Here is a 14,399-nt window from a genome sequence, read left to right on the forward strand (position 1 = left end):
CACGGGCTGATGCACAACGTGATCACCAACGCGACCAAGGGCGACCCCTACCGCATCGACACGCTGCTCATCTTCATGGCCAACATGGCCTGGAACTCGACGATGAACACGATGGCGGTGCGCGAGATGCTCAACGCCAAGGCGGAGGACGGTGAGTTCAAGATTCCCTTCCTGGTGGTGTGCGACGCCTTCCAGAGCGAGATGGTGGCCTTTGCCGACCTGGTGCTGCCCGACACCACCTACCTCGAGCGCCACGACGTCATGAGCATGTTCGACCGGCCGATCTCGGAGTTCGACGGCCCCGTCGATTCCGTGCGCGTGCCGGTGGTGCCGCCCACGGGCCAGTGCAAGCCTTTCCAGGACGTACTGATCGAACTGGCCTCGCGGCTGAAGTTTCCGGCCTTCACCACGGCCGAGGGCGGGCGCAAGTTCAGCGGCTACACGGATTTCGTCGTCAACTTCCAGCCACAGCCAGGCTTCGGTTTCCTGATGGGCTGGCGCGGCGAGAACGGCGACCAGCACCTGCGCGGCGCACCGAACCCGAAGCAGTGGGAGATGTACGAGAAGAACAACTGCGTCTTCCAGTACCACATGCCCGAGGACATGCAGTACATGCGCAACTGGAACCAGCCTTACCTCGATTTCGCGAAGGACCACGGCTGGCGCCAGCGCAACGACCCGGTGCAGCTCGCGCTGTACTCCGACACGCTGCAGAGCTTTCGCCTCGCGGCGCTCGGCAAGACGCAAGGCCGCCAGCCGCCCGAGCATCTGCGCGAGCGCATCTCCACGTACTTCGACCCGCTGCCGTTCTGGTACCCGCCGCTCGAGGACGACGCGACCGACTGCGCGGCCTATCCGCTCAACGCCATCACGCAGCGGCCGATGGCGATGTACCACTCCTGGGATTCGCAGAACGCCTGGCTGCGCCAGATCCACAGCCACAACTACCTGCACGTCAACCCGGCGACGGCTCAAGCCGCCGGCATTGCCGACGGCGGCTGGTGCTGGGTGGAGAGCCAGTGGGGCAAGGTCCGCTGCATGCTGCGCTACAGCGAGGCGGTGGAACCGGGCACGGTATGGACGTGGAACGCGATCGGCAAGGCCGACGGCGCGTGGCAGCTCGCGCCAGGTGCCGACGAGTCGCGCAAGGGCTTCCTGCTCAACCACCTGATCTCCGAGGAGCTGCCGCTGAGGGATGGCGCCGATCGGCAGACGACGACGGCGCGGACCATCAGCAACTCCGACCCCATCACGGGCCAGGCCGGCTGGTACGACGTGCGCGTGCGCATCCGGCCAGCGGCGCCCGAGGAGCCTGAGGAGACGTTCCCGCAAGTCGCCGCGGTGCCGGCTCCGCCAGGGGTGCTGGGCAAGGCTTCGCAGCATGTGCTGACCTACTTCGCGGGGCGAAAGAAATGATTCAGTGGCTGAAAGATCTGTTGGCGCCCGGCATGGTGGGTGGGCCGCGGGTATCGCACGGGGAAGGCTCCCGCGAGGCCCGCGTCTTACCCCCTCTCCCGCTTGCGGGAGAGGGCCGGGGTGAGGGTATGGGCAGTGGCGTAAACGCTGGCCGGCCCTCACCCCAACCCTCTCCCAGAGGGAGAGGGAGCAACACCAGCGGCGAAGGGAGCACCCCTCGCGTGCGGGCCGAGCAAGGCGAAACCCTCGCCAAGCAACTCGCCCTGGTCATCGACCTCAACGTCTGCGTCGGCTGCCATGCCTGCGTGACCTCCTGCAAGCAATGGAACACCTCGGGCTCGGCCGGCCCGCTGGCCGACGAGCACGCCTACGACGCCAACCCGACCGGCACCTTCTTCAACCGCGTGCAGACCTACGAGGCCGGCGTCTTCCCCGGCACCGAGACCATCCATTTCCCGAAGAGCTGCCTGCACTGCGAAGAGCCGCCCTGCGTGCCGGTCTGCCCCACGGGCGCGAGCTACAAGCGCAAGGACGACGGCATCGTGCTGGTCGATTACGACAAGTGCATCGGCTGCGGCTATTGCGCCTGGGCCTGCCCCTACGGCATGCGCGAGCTCGACGAAGAGCGCGCGGTGATGACCAAATGCACGCTGTGCGTGGACCGCATCTACAGCGAGACGCTGCCCGAAGCCGACCGCCGCCCCGCCTGCGTGATGGCCTGCCCCACCGGCGCGCGCCTGTTCGGCGACGTGAAGGACCCCGATTCCGACGTGTCGAAGGCGATCCGCGAGCGCGGCGGCTACTCGCTGATGCCGGAGTGGGAAACGCAGCCGGCCAACCAGTACCTGCCGCGGCGCATCACCACGCCGGATCTTCAGGGCCAACCGGCCAGCACCGCGCAGCATGCGGCGCAAAAGACCGTCGGCGTCCCGGGCGCCGACGACCACGTGCCCACCCGCACGCAGTGACGGCATCAGTGAGACCGCAATGAAGCCAGCGCTTTCGATCGTCTTCTTCACCACCCTTGCCGGCAGCGCGCAGGGCCTGCTGGTAGCGCTGGCCGTGGCGGTGCTGCTGGGCCAGCCGATGTCGGCGGGTTTCCTGAGCGCTGCGCTCGCCGTGGCCTTCGTGCTGCTGATGGTGGGGCTGGTCTCGTCGTTCTTCCACCTCGGCCGCCCCGAGCGCGCCTGGCGCTCGGCGCTGATGTGGCGCACCTCTTGGATGTCGCGCGAGGTCATCGTGCTGCCGGCGTTCATCGGGCTCGTCGCGTTGTGGTGGCTGGCCGTGTGGACGGAAACGCGCGCGGCCTCGCAGCTGCTGCTGCCGGTGGCGGCGATCGTCGGCGCTGCGGTGCTCTGGTACTGCACCGCGATGATCTATGCGTGCCTGCGCTTCATCGAAGAATGGGCGCATCCTCTGACCATCGTGAACTACACGCTGATTGGCCTGTCCTCAGGGCTGATCCTGACCTGTGCGCTGGCAGCGATGTTCGGCGAAGCGAACCTGCTTGCCGCCGCCGCGCCCTTCGCCCTGGGCGCGACCCTGGCCGCGTGGCTGACGCGCACGCTCGCACTGCGTCGCAATGCCACGCTGAAGCCGAAGTCGACGCTCCAGACGGCCACCGGCATCCGCTCGCCGCAGCTCGTGCAGAAGTCGATGGGCATGTCCGCCGGCTCCTACAACACGCGCGAGTTCTTCCACGGCGCCAGCGCGATCGCGGTGAAGCAGGCCAAGCTCGCCCTCATCGTGCTCGGCTTCGCGGTGCCGGCCGCCCTGCTCCTGTGGGGGCTGCTCGGCGGCCCCGCCTTCACCTGGGTGCTTGCGCTGCTGGTGCAGGCCCCGGGGCTCTTCGCCGAGCGCTGGTTCTTCTTCGCGCAGGCGCGGCATCCGCAGAATTTGTACTACCAGGCGGTGTCCTAGGCGCGAGTTCGACGACTTCGCCGATGACGCTGCTCCTCCATCGGCCGGACGATCGACTTGTGCAGATCGCGTGCGCCGCCGCGTACGCGAAGCGCCGGCTCATTTCGCGCGCTGAATCTCGCTGTACTTGGCCCTGCTTCCATACGCCTGACCGACAGGGTACTTGAGGCCGTTCTGCACCTGCTTCCTCGTCGCGCAATCCACGGCGTCGATCCCGAGACGAGCCGCGAGATTCACCAGGTAGAGCAAGACATCGCCTACCTCTTCTCCCACAGCCTGCAGCTTCTCCGGCGGGAGGTGACGTGATTCATCCTCGGTCAGCCACTGAAAGTGTTCGACGAGCTCACCGACCTCCCCTGAAAGAGCCATCGCGAGGTTTTTGGGACTATGGAACTGCTCCCAGTTGCGTGCTGCGGCGAAGGCCAATACCTCCTCCGTCAACTGACTGATCCGATCTGCAGACATGAGGCGCGCTCCCGAGTCGGCGTTCAGCAGGCCCTACGGCTTCTTCGGCGTCTTGTATTCAGCTTCTTTGTGAAACGGCTTCCAGAGAGTTTCGTAGCCGACAAACCCTTTTGCGTTCGGCGCCTTCTGGCGCGTCGTATAGAAGCGCGTCTGGCCGTCGGGAACCTTGGTGATCGGTTTTTGCTCGCTCATGGTCACCTCATCTTTCGCAGAAGTCAGGAGTGCAAGCCCAGGCAATGAAGCCGGGTCCTCGGATGCCGATCGTGACGGTCGCTCAAACCGGCCTCATCATCGCCGGGTCGACGTCCGGCTGTGCGCCGATCGCTCCGCCGGCTTTCATCTCTTCGTCGGTGGCGTCGCGCACCGTCAGGATCTCGAGCCTGAAGACGACCTCCCTGCCGCAAAACGGATTGTTGCCGTCGAGGGACAGCGTCTCGTCGTCCACCTGGGTCACGACGAAGCTGCGGGTATGGCCCTTGTCGTTCTCCATGAGGATGGCGGTGCCGACCTGCCGATACTCCTCGGGGACGTTCTCGATGAGATCGGTGAACACCAGCGACTCGTCCCTCGGGCCAAAGATGCGATTGCCGTCGAGGGGCACTTCGATGACATCGCCGGCGGACTTGCCCTCCAGCTCCTCGTGGACGCGAGGAGCCAGGATCTCGTTGTGTCCGTGAACGTAGCCCAATGGAAATTCGACGCAGCTCAAGACATGCCCCGATTTTCTGTCGGTCACCTCGTAGGTGAGCTCGACGAACGTGCCGTCATGGATGGTGCCACTCATGCTGTCGTTTCACTCATGCCCAATCGCAGCCCACTCGCTCAGAAGATGGACGCCGCGAAAACCCTGATCTCCCCATCTTCGTAGCCGAGGACAAGCCTGCCGAGCCATTCGCCCGGCTTCTTGGTACTGCGTTGCCGGTAGAGAACCGTCACATGCTCGCCCCGGCGGATGGTGCCCAGACAGTCGGCATTCTCGGAAAGATTCCTGGCCAGTTCGCTGTTCGCGAACTGGTGATTCACCACGACTTGATTCATGGCGAGTGCGAGAGATCTGGCGAACTTGCCGACGAACTCTCCGTACTTGCCTTCGTTGGAGTACCTGAGGAGATCTCGCCACAGGGGATCGGCGATCGCGCGGATCTCCTCATCGGTCCTTTCAATGATGTTCAACGCGAGCTTGTGCCTCTGGCTGTTCGTCCGGTTGGTTTTCCGGCGGGTTGTCCGCGACCAAGTGGTAGCAGGGCGCCTTTTCCATGGTGTATTCGCCGGTTTGCGGATCGCGACGCGAAACGGTCAGCACGTGCCAGTTCTCGTCGTCCACCTTCATGACATCGCCGCGGTAGTAGTAGCCCGGCCAGCGCGTCTCCTTGCGGAACAGCGTGTGTTGCGTGACGCACTCGGCGGCCCGGTGACGGTGCTTCAGTTCCCAGGCACGCAGCAGCTCGTGATTGTCCTTCGCGGCCAGGCTCTCGAGATCCTCCTCCATGATTGCGAGCTTCTTCAGGCAGATGTTCAGGAGCTTCTCGTTGGTCATGTAGCCGACGGTATAGCCTCCGCAATACTCGTCCATGAGCTTTTGCAGGCGGTCCAGGCCCTGCTGAGGATTGATGTAGTGCGGGTTGACGGTGCCCGCCACGACCGCATTGCGGTAGATCCTGTAGTGCTCCAGGGGCTTGAAGATCTCCTTGCCGCGGCGCTCGATCTGCTCGGTGGATACGACGATGCCTTCGCCCTTTCCGTCGTCGATGTACTTGCAGGCTGCCTTGGCGGCGAGACGGCCCTCCGTGAACGAGCCGGATGAGAAGGCGTGAGGCGTGCCGCCGACTGCATCACCCGCGCCGAACAGACCCTCGATCGTCGTCATGCGGTTGTAGCCCCAGAAATACTCGGGCGGGGAAACGTCTTCGGGGCCCGAGCACCAGGCGCCGGAGCACGTCGCGTGAGAGCCCATCACATACGGCTCGGACGTGGTCAGCTCGGGATTTTCCCTCTTGGGATCGACGTCGGTGGCGGCCCACAGGACCGCCTGGCCAATGGTCATGCCGAGGAAGTTCTCCCAGCCGACTTCTTCCAGGTGAGGATCCTGGAACGCCTGCATGGTGACCATGTGAATGGGGCCGCGGCCGGCGGCCACTTCGCTGATCAATGCATGGTTGCGCAAGCAGGTCGGGATGGGCCGATGGGTCAGGTGCGAGGCTTCCGGGTCGAGATACTCCTTGCCGACCATTTTCTGCAGCTCCGGAAACCACTTGGATTCGTACTCTTCGCCCAGGGCGTTTTGCGTATAGGTCTTCAGGTGAAGAAAGTAGGCGCCGACCGGGCCGTAGCCGTCCTTGAAACGCGCCAGCACGATCCGGTTCTCCATCTGCGTCATCTTGGCGCCGGCGTTGATCATGAGGCCGTAGGCCGACGCGGATGACCAAGGCGCATACCAGGTGCGGCCGGCACCTTCGCCCGTCGAGCGCGGCTTGAAGATGTTGGAGGCGCCGCCCGCGCCACAGATCACCGTCTTGGACTTGAAGACGTGGTAATTGCCCGTGCGGACGTTGAAACCGACGGCACCGGCAACCCGGTTCGGCCTGCTTTCATCCATCAGCAGGTGGGTGACGCAGATGCGGTTGAAGACCTTGTCCGCCGACTTCTTGGCGGCTTCGGCCACGATGGGCTTGTACGACTCGCCGTGGATCATGATTTGCCATCGCCCCTCGCGCAGATAGCGCCCGGTCGACGGGTTCTTCATGATCGGCAGGCCCCACTCTTCGAACTGGTGCACGGTGGAGTCGACGTGACGGGCCATGTCGAACAGCAGGTCTTCCCGCACCAGCCCCATCAGGTCGATGCGAGCGTAGCGGACATGATCCTCCGGATTGTTTTCGCCCCACCGGGTGCCCATGTAGCAGTTGATGGCGTACAGGCCCTGGGCGACCGCGCCGGAGCGATCGATATTGGCCTTCTCGGCGATGACGATCTTCTTGTTCTGACCCCAGAACCTGGCCTCCCAAGCGGCACCCGTGCCACCGAGGCCCGCACCGGCCACCAAAACATCGATGCCGTCTTCGATGATCGTTTTGTAGGCCATCAGTAGTACACGCCTTTCTGAAGCTTGAGGCCACTGTCCTCGAGCGTTCGCAGACCTCCCTCATCCAGGCGGATGTACTTCGGCTCGTTGTACAGCAGCTGGCCGTCGCGCATCGCCTGGCTCGGCGCGGGAACGTCCGCGAGCTTGGGGATCGCCGTTCCCCAGGGCTTCGTGGTGATGGGCGACAGGAAGTTCTTTTCCGTTCCGTCCCGGTACTTGATCTTCCAGGCAATCGTGCCCTTGTGCTCGTCCCGGTCGACGCGAACGCTGTGACCCAGCGGGGCGAAATCGGCATACCCGCGCACGTCGATCGCATGCTGGGGGCAAGCCTTGACGCAGGCGAAGCACTCCCAACACATGTTCGGTTCGATGTTGTAGGCGCGGCGATGCGTCTCGTCGATGTGCATGATGTCCGAGGGACAGATGTCGACGCAGTGTCCGCATCCGTCGCATCTCGTCATGTAGACGAAGGTAGGCATGGGCCGGCTCCTTGAACTGTTGCTTTCGAATTCGCTGTCTGTTGTCTAGTAATGACGGGGCGCCTCGCGCTTGATGCCGAGTCCCATGTCCATCGGAGCCTTTCGCAGCAGTTCCATGGAGTGCCGCCCTTGTTGCTCGGGATCGTCGCGAGTCAGTGTCGGCAGGTTCTCGGCCGTGCCGTTGGCCCTGGATACCCGCTTGTCGAAGGCTGCCGCCGGCTTGAAGAACATGTGGGCGAATTTCGACCACGGCACGCCGCCGAAGAGCACGAGGGTCGCGATGATGTAGAGCCAGAAGAGCACGTTGACGCCGCCGCCCGTGGCGGCCCAGACGACCCCGAGCGTCACGCTCGCGAGCAGCGACAGGACGAAGAGGTCCGCCTTCACGAGGCGCAGCGGCGTGCGGCCCTCCGCCGCGACGTCCACGCGAATGAAGAACCAGAACCAGTAGCCGCCCACCATCACCATCAGGGCGCCGATCCACCACAGCGCTGGCCAGATTGCAGGCGTGGGCGTGCCGCCGGCGGGGTAGCCGAACACCATGACCGCCGTTGCCACCACGTAGAGGATGAAACCGTACATGCCGAGCAGGTGCGCCACCCGGCGTTTCTGGCTACAGAACTCGCCCGAGGCGAGCACGTCGACGACCGCGGTCTGCACGGCGATCGACACCAGCTTGCCACCGCCCACCTTACGGCCCTTCTCCTTCGACTTGCGCATGTTGGCGAAGAAGTACATCGCGCTGCGCTTGTGGACGATGTCGAAGAGTGTCCCGACCACCACGGCCAGGACCATCACCACCAGGAACCCCTGCATGAAGCCGTCAGGCAACGAAGCGCCCGCAATGGCGAAAGGATTGACGCTGAGCATGGCATTTGTCTCCTCCCGCTCTTTATCCTACGTAGGCGTCCGGCGGGTCAACCCAAATTTTTGCCATGCGGGCATACAGCGCTTTTATGGCGTTACAGGGTGGAGCCAGCGAAGTCATGTTGACCCGGCGCTTCAGCCACAGGATCGCGTGCGCGCTATGCTTGCCACATGAAAGTCTGCATCGTTTCCGACAGTCACGATGATGCCCAGGCGCTGGATGGCGTTGTTCGCAAAGCCGCCTCCGAGGGCTTCGCCGCTGTCATTCATTGTGGAGATCTGATCGGAGGGCATACGCTGCGCCCGGCGATGTATGCAGGCTTGCCGATCCATCTGATCCACGGCAATAACCTCGGCGATTCATTCACCTTGCACCGGCTGGCGAACGAAAGCGCCGGGCAGCTTCTCTACTACGGCAACGAAGCACGTATCGAACTCGGTGGGCGGAAGATCTTTGCCGTTCACTATCCCGAATACGGCTATGCGATGGCGTGCACCGGCAATTGGGATCTCGTGTGCTGCGGTCATTCGCACATTGCCGAGATCACGCAAGTCTCCAATGTGAAGGGAGGGAAGACCTGGCTCGTCAACCCGGGAACCGTGGCCGGTTTAGGGGCTCCTGCGACATGGATTGCCGGTGATCTGCTGGCGATGCATTTCGAAGTTCAGAACCTCTAGGGTGTTCATACCCAAGCCAGGCAATCGGCTCACGTTCGAAAACGCATGTGTTGAAAGTTCCGAGGTAGATTGAATGTCGGATCGTCGCCTGCAGGTGTTTCACTCCGTCGCCAAGCACCTTTCGTTCACCAAGGCGGCTGAAGCCTTGTACATGACGCAGCCGGCGGTGACCTCGCAGATCCGACAACTCGAGGAGCAATTCAATACTCGCCTGTTCGATCGCGGCCAGGGACGGATTTCCTTAACCGCTGCGGGGCACGTGGCCTTCAAGTACGCCGAACGAATCCTGACCTTGTCCACCGAGCTCGACAACCGGATCCAGGACATCGTCGGCGAGCTCGGCGGACCTTTGCTGATCGGCGCCAGCACCACGATCGCCGACTACATGCTTCCCCGTGTGCTCGGGGCCTTCAAGGCAAGGTTCACTGGCGCACTTCCTCGGCTATTCGTGGCCAATTCCGACTCGGTTCAAAGTCGGGTGGCCGAACGCAGTCTCGATGTCGGCTTCATCGAAGGTTGCTCGCACATGCCCACGCTGGTCACCGATGTCTTGTGCGACGACGAGCTTCAGGTGACTTGCGCACCATCGCATCCCTTGGCGAAGCTGAAGTCGGTGTCGGCCCAGTCGTTGATTGGTTACGCCCACATCACTCGCGAGCCCGGCTCGGGTACACGCGAGGTTGTCGATCACTACTTGCACAACTCAGGTGTATCCCCTGACTCGCTGCAGCGCCTGATGGAGCTCGGCAGCCCCGAGGCGTTGAAGGGACTGGCCGCCACAGGGCTCGGGTTCTCGATCATGTCCTGCACGACGGTGGCCAACGAGATGCGCCTGGGGCAGCTGGTGCAGATCCCGTTGGCGCCGCCCCTGATTCGTCAGCTGTCGGTCGTTTATCCCAAGGAACGGATCCATTCGGGGTTGGTGAGCAGTTTCGTGCAGTTCGCCAAGCAAGAGCTCGGCCCCCAGGCACGCCCGTCATGACAGGTGCGTCTTGCCGTGGCTTGCGGCGATGCCTGCGTAGTACTCCCGCAGGATCTCCAGCACTTCACCTCGGCTGAATTCGGCTGGCACCGGGTCGTTCCTTTCAAGCGACTTGCGCAGCTGCGTGCCTGAAACCTGCAATCGATCCGCCGCGTCATGGGGGCAAGTGCGACTCGATGCCATTCCTCCACATCGGTAGCACCAGAAGGTAACGTCCATCTTCAGGGGCTTGATCTGCAGAGCCGAGCTCGGGATCTGCTCGAAGATCCGATGCGCGTCGAATGGCCCGTAATAGCTGCCGACGCCCGCGTGATCGCGCCCGATGATCTGGTGCGTGCAACCGTAGTTCTGTCGAAACAGCGCATGCAGCACCGCCTCCCGTGGCCCCGCATAGCGCATGTCGAGCGGGTAACCGGCCTGCACTACGGTCCCTGGCGCAAAGTACTGATCGATCAGGACCGCGATCGCTCGCGTACGAACCTCGGCCGGAATGTCCCCCGGCTTGAGGTTGCCGAGCAGCAAGTGCACCAGCACACCGTCGCAAGTCTCGATCGCGACCTTGGCCAGATACTCGTGCGAGCGATGCATCGGGTTGCGCGTCTGGAATGCGGCGACGCGCGACCAGCCGAGTCGCTCGAATTCAGCGCGTGTTTCGGCGGGCGTCTTGAACAGCTCGCCGTACTTGGCCTTGAAGCCGCCGTCAGAGACCACGCGTAGAGGACCGGCAAGGTTCACCTCTCCCTGCTGCATCACCATTGCGACGCCAGGATGTGCCGGGTCGGCGGTCTTGAAAACCTGAAGGCACTCGTGCTGCTTGTCGATGCGGTATTTCTCCGTGACCCGCAGAATCGCAAGCACCCCGCAATCGTCTGGATCGGTCAGGGCAACCTCGTCACCCACGGCAAGCGAATCGGCTGTCGCAACGTCGGTCGAAAGAGTGATCGGGATCGGCCAGAACACCTCTCGCGCCGTGCGCATGCGATCGCACACTCCCTGCCAATCCGCACTGCCCATGAAACCATCGAGTGGCGTGAAGCCACCGATGCCGAGCATGATGACGTCGCCCTTTTCGCGTGAGCTGATACGGATCGCCGGCAAGCTCAGCGCCCGCAGGCGCTCCTCGGCAAGCTGATCGGCTGGCAGCATCAATGGCTCGAGGGGTCCTCCGCCATGAGGTGGGATCCGAGAAGTCACCGAAGTCCTCCAGATGCAAGCTGAACTGGCTGCCCACATTCTCGTCAGCGCATGCTGGGCAGGCAAAGTTGATCTGCTGATGCGCCGATAAGCCGAGGTGATGGAGCGAATCGGAGATCGCGAGGTTCTGGTACGAGGACTCGGCACAGGGCGCTAGCATCGTTGCGATTGGCGCAACTGCCGGTGCGGCCGGTCTTCGGGCAAAGTCGTTGCATGCCGGTGGCCACGCATCCTGGGACGTATCGATGAACAGCTTGGCAAGAGGCCTGCGCCGGGTGCGCGACAAGGTGCCGGGCCTGCGCATCGTCGTGGCGGCTGTGCGCAACTACATCTTTCACCAGAGCGGCAACCAGGCCGGTAGCGTTGCGTTCTCGTCGGTCCTCGCCATGTTTCCGCTGCTGATCGTCCTGTCTGCTGCAGCGGCGTTCTTCGGCGAGCCGGGGGCGGCCGCCGAACTGGCGGTGCGAGTGCTCGAGTTCGCGCCGCAGGTCGTCTTCGAGGCCTTGAGAGCGCCGATCGACGAGGTGCTGCGCCAGCGCAACCGCACGCTTCTCGTCGCCGGGGTCTTTATCACCGTCTGGACCGCGTCCTCGGGAACCCAGGCCGTCCGCACCGCGCTGAACCGCGCCTACGGCGTCGAGCAAGGCATGTCGTTCTGGGGCGCGCGGATCAAGGTCATCGTCTTCACCCTCATCGGAGCGTCGATCACGGTGCTCGTCTCCAGCTCCGTGGTGATCCTGCCGTATGTCTGGGATCTCCTCGCAGCGGCGGGTGCGGCCACACCGGCGCCCTGGTTGCGGGACAGCGTGCGCTACGGTCTGGCGTTCTTCGTCGTCGCCGGGCTGTACGCAACGCTCTACGGCTGGCTGCCCGACGTGCGGCAGCGCGTGCTCACGGTGCTGCCGGGCGCACTGGTCGGTGCCGCACTGTGGCTGATCGCCGCGGCCCTGCTGTCGTACACCTTGCGCAATGTCGGCAAGCTGGCCCTCGTGTACGGCGGCTTTGCGGGCGCCGTGGCGACGCTCGTTTTCCTGTACGCCTGCGCGGCCACATTGATCTTCGGAGCCGAGATCAACGGCGTGCTTCGCGAGCAAGCACCGACGGACAGTCCTTCGGGCGAAGCCGACGCCGAGCAGGCCGCCACAGGATCCTGACATTCGACAAGAGGCTCACGCGCCCGCCCGGGAGCAACAAGCGCGGCGCGAACGCGGCCGCCACGCGTTAGCCTGTGGTGATGGACTCCCTGATCGCCGCTGCCGCGCGTGCCCTCGTTGCCGGCGATGCACTCGGCGCACTCAAGCGCGTCAGCCTGCGCGAGGACCCGCCGGCGCTCGCGCTGCGCGGCATCGCGATGGCCCAGCTCGGCGAGCACCCGCGCGCCCGCGAGTTGCTCCGGCGTGCCGCCCTTGGTTTCGGTGCACACGAGGAACTGGCGCGTGCCCGCTGTGTCGTCGCGGAGGCCGAGGTCGCCCTTGCCATGCGCGACCTTCGCGGCTCGCCGCACATCCTGGCCGCCGCATCGGCCACGCTGGAAGCACGCGCCGATCGCGCCAACGCGGTGCAGGCGCGCCTGATCGCGGTGCGCCGGCTGCTCCTGCTCGGTCGCCTCGACGAGGCCGCGTCCTCACTCGAACGCCTCGACCTTAGCGGCCTGGCACCGTCGCTGACGGCGGTGGCCGAGCTGGCCGCGGCCGAGCTCGCGCTGCGCTCGCTGCGCACGGCACAAGCGAAAGCGGCGCTGGCCCGCGCCTTCGAAGCGGCCGAACGCGCGCGCGTGCCTGCGCTCCTCGCCGAGATCGCCGAGGCCGGCGCCGCGCTCGAGCGCCCCGCCGCCCGGCGCTTTTGCGCGGGTCATGAACAGCCCCTGCGCCTCGACGAGGTCGAAGCGCTTTTCGCTTCGGGCGCACTGGTCGTCGATGCCTGCCGCATGGGCCTGCGCGCCGGCGCGACGCGGCTGCCGCTGGCGCGCCGGCCGGTGCTGTTCGCGTTGGCGCGCGCTCTCGCCGAGGCGTGGCCTGGCGACGTCGATCGAAACGACCTGATTGCTCGCGCTTTCCGCACTCGCCGGCCCGACGAGACGCACCGGGCGCGCCTGCGCGTCGAGATCGGCCGTTTGCGCGCGCTCGCCGCGCCGCTGGCGCGCATCGAGGCCAGCGCGCGCGGCTACGCAATGACGCCACTGCCCGCCGGTCGCTCCGCGACCACTCACCCGGCGGAAGGAGCGCCGCCTTCCGAGGGCAGCTCAGCGGCGCTTGCGCCAACGGACGAGCGCGCCGTCGTCGTCCTGATGCCGCCGATCGATGGCGACCAGGCGTCGCTGCTGGCGCTGCTGGCCGACGGCGCGGCCTGGTCCACCTCGGCCCTGGCGCTGGCCCTCGGAGCCAGCCAGCGCACGGTGCAGCGCGCGCTCGTCGAGCTGGAGGCCGACGGACGCGTGCGCTCCATCGGGCGCGCGCGTGCGCAGCGCTGGCTGTCGCCGCCGCTGGCCGGATTCACGACGATCTTGTTACTCCCCGCTGCGCTGCCGCTCACGTAGATTGGCTTCCGTGGCGCCGATTCCAGTGCGCCGAAAGGAGCCAGGCGATGACCGCCAACCGAAACAGAACCGACAAGACGAACCCGCAAGCGCCCGCCCGCGCGGCCGAGATCGTGCGTGAGTACGGCCCCTTCGAGGGTGTGGAACAGATCGCAGGCGTCACCCACGACGGACGGCACGTCTGGGCCGCCGCCGGGTCGAAGCTGCTCGCCTTCGAACCCGAGAGCGGCCGAGTCGCGCACACGCTCGAGCGGGCCGGCGACGCCGGCACCGCCTTCGACGGCACGCACCTCTACCAGATCGCCGAAGCGCGCATCGACAAGATCGATCCCGCCACCGGCGACGTCCTCGCGTCGATCCCGGCACCCGGCAATGGGAGCGACTCAGGCCTCGCCTGGGCCGAAGGCAGCCTGTGGGTGGGGCAGTACCGCGATCGCAAGATCCACCGGATCGATCCCGCCACCGGCGCCATCCTGCGCACCATCGAATCGAACCGCTTCGTCACCGGCGTGACCTGGGTGGACGGGGAGTTGTGGCACGGCACCTGGGACGGCGACGAGAGCGACATCCGCCGCATCAACCCCGACAGCGGCGCCGTGCTCGAGCGGCTGGAGATGCCGCCCGGCACGGGCGTCAGCGGGATCGAATCAGACGGCGCGGGCCTGTTCTATTGCGGCGGCGGACCGAGCGGAAAGGTCCGCGCCGTGAGACGCCCGAAACGAGACGAATCCTGAAAGCAAACGAGCGCGCCGGCCACCCGGGCGGCCGGACCGGCGCATG

Annotated in this window: 16 protein-coding genes; 8 read left to right on the forward strand and 8 right to left on the reverse strand. The window is 65.1% G+C overall.

Annotated features, from left to right (window positions below; genetic code table 11):
- The 3 genes from H0W40_RS05420 to H0W40_RS05430 all read left to right on the forward strand — a co-directional run.
- Nucleotides 1-1,416: molybdopterin oxidoreductase family protein (locus tag H0W40_RS05420; protein ID WP_292443987.1), on the forward strand; the 1,416-nt coding region annotated here is incomplete at its 5' end.
- 221 nt (nt 1,417-1,637) lie between these two features.
- A complete protein-coding gene (locus tag H0W40_RS05425) occupies nt 1,638-2,384 on the forward strand; it encodes a 4Fe-4S dicluster domain-containing protein (RefSeq protein WP_292443989.1) in 747 nt (248 codons plus the stop codon).
- 19 nt (nt 2,385-2,403) lie between these two features.
- Nucleotides 2,404-3,336: a DmsC/YnfH family molybdoenzyme membrane anchor subunit gene (locus tag H0W40_RS05430; RefSeq protein ID WP_292443991.1), complete on the forward strand. Its 933-nt coding sequence runs from the start codon at nt 2,404-2,406 to the stop codon at nt 3,334-3,336.
- 99 nt (nt 3,337-3,435) lie between these two features.
- Here the strand turns inward: H0W40_RS05430 and H0W40_RS05435 are convergent, their stop codons facing one another.
- From H0W40_RS05435 to H0W40_RS05465, 7 genes are all read right to left on the reverse strand, one after another.
- Nucleotides 3,436-3,801, reverse strand: a complete 366-nt coding sequence (locus H0W40_RS05435) for a nucleotide pyrophosphohydrolase (RefSeq protein WP_292443992.1) — start codon at nt 3,799-3,801, stop codon at nt 3,436-3,438.
- 33 nt (nt 3,802-3,834) lie between these two features.
- A complete protein-coding gene (locus H0W40_RS05440) occupies nt 3,835-3,993 on the reverse strand; it encodes a hypothetical protein (protein ID WP_292443994.1) in 159 nt (52 codons plus the stop codon).
- Nucleotides 3,994-4,075: 82 nt separating this feature from the next.
- Nucleotides 4,076-4,585, reverse strand: a complete 510-nt coding sequence (locus H0W40_RS05445; protein ID WP_292443996.1) for a hypothetical protein — start codon at nt 4,583-4,585, stop codon at nt 4,076-4,078.
- Nucleotides 4,586-4,623: 38 nt separating this feature from the next.
- Nucleotides 4,624-4,974 (reverse strand): hypothetical protein, encoded by a 351-nt coding sequence (locus H0W40_RS05450; protein WP_292443997.1) that lies wholly within the window; start codon nt 4,972-4,974, stop codon nt 4,624-4,626.
- Nucleotides 4,961-6,883, reverse strand: coding sequence for an adenylyl-sulfate reductase subunit alpha (aprA, locus tag H0W40_RS05455; RefSeq protein WP_292443999.1), 1,923 nt, complete (start codon nt 6,881-6,883; stop codon nt 4,961-4,963). The genes H0W40_RS05450 and aprA overlap by 14 nt, the downstream gene beginning before the upstream one ends.
- Nucleotides 6,883-7,362, reverse strand: a complete 480-nt coding sequence (gene aprB, locus H0W40_RS05460; RefSeq protein WP_292444001.1) for an adenylyl-sulfate reductase subunit beta — start codon at nt 7,360-7,362, stop codon at nt 6,883-6,885. Before aprB ends, aprA begins: the two co-directional genes overlap by 1 nt.
- 45 nt (nt 7,363-7,407) lie before the next feature.
- Nucleotides 7,408-8,232 (reverse strand): hypothetical protein, encoded by an 825-nt coding sequence (locus tag H0W40_RS05465; RefSeq protein WP_292444003.1) that lies wholly within the window; start codon nt 8,230-8,232, stop codon nt 7,408-7,410.
- A 168-nt stretch (nt 8,233-8,400) separates the two neighbouring features.
- Here H0W40_RS05465 and H0W40_RS05470 point away from each other — a divergent pair, with 168 nt between their 5' ends.
- A complete protein-coding gene (locus tag H0W40_RS05470) occupies nt 8,401-8,907 on the forward strand; it encodes a metallophosphoesterase family protein (protein WP_292444004.1) in 507 nt (168 codons plus the stop codon).
- 73 nt (nt 8,908-8,980) lie between these two features.
- Nucleotides 8,981-9,889 (forward strand): LysR family transcriptional regulator, encoded by a 909-nt coding sequence (locus H0W40_RS05475; RefSeq protein ID WP_292444007.1) that lies wholly within the window; start codon nt 8,981-8,983, stop codon nt 9,887-9,889.
- On the opposite strand, the gene sat is transcribed toward H0W40_RS05475, so the two are convergent.
- Nucleotides 9,884-11,122 (reverse strand): sulfate adenylyltransferase, encoded by a 1,239-nt coding sequence (gene sat / locus H0W40_RS05480; protein ID WP_292444009.1) that lies wholly within the window; start codon nt 11,120-11,122, stop codon nt 9,884-9,886. The two genes, H0W40_RS05475 and sat, sit on opposite strands and share 6 nt — an antisense overlap.
- A 206-nt stretch (nt 11,123-11,328) precedes the next feature.
- Between sat and H0W40_RS05485 the strand changes: the two genes are divergently transcribed.
- The 3 genes from H0W40_RS05485 (at nt 11,329) to H0W40_RS05495 (ending at nt 14,353) form a co-directional block, all read left to right on the forward strand.
- Entirely contained in the window at nt 11,329-12,237 is a 909-nt protein-coding gene (locus H0W40_RS05485) for a YihY/virulence factor BrkB family protein (RefSeq protein ID WP_292444011.1), read from the forward strand.
- 80 nt (nt 12,238-12,317) lie between these two features.
- Nucleotides 12,318-13,619: a helix-turn-helix domain-containing protein gene (locus tag H0W40_RS05490; protein ID WP_292444012.1), complete on the forward strand. Its 1,302-nt coding sequence runs from the start codon at nt 12,318-12,320 to the stop codon at nt 13,617-13,619.
- Between the two features lie 47 nt (nt 13,620-13,666).
- Nucleotides 13,667-14,353 (forward strand): hypothetical protein, encoded by a 687-nt coding sequence (locus H0W40_RS05495; RefSeq protein WP_292444013.1) that lies wholly within the window; start codon nt 13,667-13,669, stop codon nt 14,351-14,353.
- Nucleotides 14,354-14,399: the final 46 nt, after the last annotated feature.

It is taken from the genome of Methylibium sp., from assembly GCF_013817345.1.
Lineage (GTDB): Bacteria > Pseudomonadota > Gammaproteobacteria > Burkholderiales > Burkholderiaceae_C > Methylibium.

What these genes read in the sequence shown, in the direction of transcription:
- H0W40_RS05475 (WP_292444007.1), top strand. Translation starts at nt 8,981, where the DNA reads ATGTCGGATCGTCGCCTGCAGGTGTTTCACTCCGTCGCCAAGCACCTT.
- aprB (WP_292444001.1), bottom strand. Translation starts at nt 7,362, where the DNA reads ATGCCTACCTTCGTCTACATGACGAGATGCGACGGATGCGGACACTGC.
- H0W40_RS05465 (WP_292444003.1), bottom strand. Translation starts at nt 8,232, where the DNA reads ATGCTCAGCGTCAATCCTTTCGCCATTGCGGGCGCTTCGTTGCCTGAC.
- H0W40_RS05435 (WP_292443992.1), bottom strand. Translation starts at nt 3,801, where the DNA reads ATGTCTGCAGATCGGATCAGTCAGTTGACGGAGGAGGTATTGGCCTTC.
- sat (WP_292444009.1), bottom strand. Translation starts at nt 11,122, where the DNA reads ATGTGGGCAGCCAGTTCAGCTTGCATCTGGAGGACTTCGGTGACTTCT.
- H0W40_RS05440 (WP_292443994.1), bottom strand. Translation starts at nt 3,993, where the DNA reads ATGAGCGAGCAAAAACCGATCACCAAGGTTCCCGACGGCCAGACGCGC.
- aprA (WP_292443999.1), bottom strand. Translation starts at nt 6,883, where the DNA reads ATGGCCTACAAAACGATCATCGAAGACGGCATCGATGTTTTGGTGGCC.
- H0W40_RS05470 (WP_292444004.1), top strand. Translation starts at nt 8,401, where the DNA reads ATGAAAGTCTGCATCGTTTCCGACAGTCACGATGATGCCCAGGCGCTG.
- H0W40_RS05430 (WP_292443991.1), top strand. Translation starts at nt 2,404, where the DNA reads ATGAAGCCAGCGCTTTCGATCGTCTTCTTCACCACCCTTGCCGGCAGC.
- H0W40_RS05495 (WP_292444013.1), top strand. Translation starts at nt 13,667, where the DNA reads ATGACCGCCAACCGAAACAGAACCGACAAGACGAACCCGCAAGCGCCC.
- H0W40_RS05445 (WP_292443996.1), bottom strand. Translation starts at nt 4,585, where the DNA reads ATGAGTGGCACCATCCATGACGGCACGTTCGTCGAGCTCACCTACGAG.
- H0W40_RS05485 (WP_292444011.1), top strand. Translation starts at nt 11,329, where the DNA reads ATGAACAGCTTGGCAAGAGGCCTGCGCCGGGTGCGCGACAAGGTGCCG.
- H0W40_RS05490 (WP_292444012.1), top strand. Translation starts at nt 12,318, where the DNA reads ATGGACTCCCTGATCGCCGCTGCCGCGCGTGCCCTCGTTGCCGGCGAT.